This window comes from Mycobacterium sp. (assembly GCF_035653355.1).
Lineage (GTDB): Bacteria > Actinomycetota > Actinomycetes > Mycobacteriales > Mycobacteriaceae > Mycobacterium.
On the sequence record NZ_DASRBZ010000494.1, the window covers coordinates 1 to 2,029 of the forward strand.

Annotated in this window: 1 protein-coding gene and 1 pseudogene; one reads left to right on the forward strand and one right to left on the reverse strand. The window is 69.1% G+C overall.

The window, feature by feature from the left end:
• Positions 1 to 138: 138 nt before the first annotated feature.
• Entirely contained in the window at positions 139 to 1,458 is a 1,320-nt protein-coding gene (locus VFA16_RS17025) for an IS4 family transposase (RefSeq protein ID WP_324968948.1), read from the reverse strand.
• Positions 1,459 to 1,784: 326 nt separating this feature from the next.
• On the opposite strand from VFA16_RS17025, the pseudogene VFA16_RS17030 reads away from it, so the two are divergent.
• Positions 1,785 to 2,029 (forward strand): annotated as a pseudogene (locus tag VFA16_RS17030) (PaaX family transcriptional regulator); the annotation flags it as partial.

A 2,029-nucleotide genomic window follows, 5' to 3' on the forward strand; every position in this document is an offset into this window, starting at 1 on the left:
CCGGTGGCCGCGCCGACGTCCACGTGCTCGATGCCCCCTCGGCTACCCATCTGGCCTACCGCCCCGGCGTGCCGCTCACCTGGGCCGTCTGGCGCGCCGGCCACCGCGCCCCCTAACCCCAATGCCGCGTAGTTAGCGTTATGGGCCGGGTGTCAACCGATCAATGATGTTGATGTTGATGGTGGCTTGGTAGTTGGTGCGGTCGATGTCGCCTTTGGCGCGGTGTTTGGAGATCGCTCGTTTGACCACGCGGGGGCTGACGCGGCTGCGTCGTGGTGGTAGCAGGTGGGTCAGCACGGCGTGGCCGATCTTGCCGACGAGGTCGATGGTGGCCTCGGCGATGACACCGGCGGCGAGGATGAGCTGGTCGCGGGCGGCATTGAGGGCGACGGTGAATCCGGCGCGGTCCGGGCTGGCGGTGGGGTGGGCCAGGGTGGCGTCGGCGATCGCGAGCCGCGGCGCTTGGTAGGTGACCAGCAGGGCATAAACCTCCTGGTCGATGCCGTGGCAGGTGCGGGCACGCAACACCCGTCCGCCCAGGATCGTGGATTTCAGCTCCAGGTAGCTGGTCTCGATCTCCCACCGCTGGTGATACAGCTCGACGATCTCTCCGGCCGGATGGCGGTGGTGGTCGAGCAGGGTGGTGACCAGCCGGTAGCGGCCGGTGTGTTGCTTGCGCCCGCCCAGGGTGACGGTGATCTCGGCGTCTATCACCCGCACGGTGACGCCGCCGAGTCGGCACAGCCAGGAGGCATCGGGCAGATGGCGGATGGGGGGCAGGACACGGCCGTTTTTGGCCCGGATGAGCAGGTCCGCGCCGCTAGCGGCGATCTGGCCGATCAGCTCGGCCACAGCGAAGTTGCGATCGGCCAACAGCAGCATGCCCGGGCGCAGACAACCCCAAAGCGCCGGCGCGTAGCTGATCTCACCCCTGCCCAGCGGGCCAAACACCGCGTCCAGCACGGTGCGGGTGCCACACGCGACCACCGCCACCAGCCGCAACATCGGATACCCGGAGCCGCCGTGGGTGCCGGCCTGCCGGCCATAGCGGGCCAGGTTGGCTGGGCTGTCGGGCACGAACATCGTGGTGCCATCGATCGCGCATACCAGCAGCCCCCGCCAGCGAGCCGCTCCCGCCGCCGGGCCGGCCAACAACGAAAACAACGCCCGTAACGGAGCCACACCCACTCGCCGACGCGCCTGCGCCAACGCCGACGAGCTCGGCATCGCCACCCCCAGCCCGTCCAGGCCCGCGATCAGTCGCGCCCACACCTGCTGATAGCCGATCTCGGCGAACAGCCCAGCCGCCAGCAGCAGATACACCACCACCCGCGAGGGCAGATCACGCACCCGCGTCTGCACCTTGCCCGTCGAGGCCAACACCTCATCAACCATCTCGAAGGGCACCTGCTGGGTCAGCTCACCAAGATGCCCCGGCGCGAACCGCCCCCCAGCCACCCGAACATCCCGAGTGATGACACACTGCGCTTCCAACGGAGTCCCTGCTGATCGACGATCTTGGTCGACGTTGTTCTAGCAGGGACTCCGTTGCCCACCTCAGCCGCCCTTGACAAACATGCCCCGCGCCTAACTACGCGGCATTGGGGTTAGCTCGGCAACCTTTCGGGCGGCGCGCATAGCCCGCTCGGCTGCACCGAGCTGCCGCCGGCGGCTAATCGTGCGAGTATCGCCGCCCGACGGGACGAGCAAAGCGCGCCGCGCGCTGGGGGGCGTCCCCGCCTCGAATCGGTCGCTGATGCTGCCCGGAGGAGTTGTGAGGCCCTATGAAGGCGCGCGGGCTGGTCTTCGATCTGTTCGGCGGCTACCTGCTCGATCGCGGCGGTGAGGTACGCCTGCGGGCGCTGATCGCGTTGATGGAGTGCTTCGCGATCCCCGAGGCGACCGTGCGGGTGGTGGTGGCCCGGCTGCGCAAGGAGGGCTGGCTGGCCAGCCGCCGCGACGGCCGGGAGACCAGCTACCACCTCACCGAGCCGGCGTTGCGGCTGGTGGAGGAGGCCCGGGAGCGGCT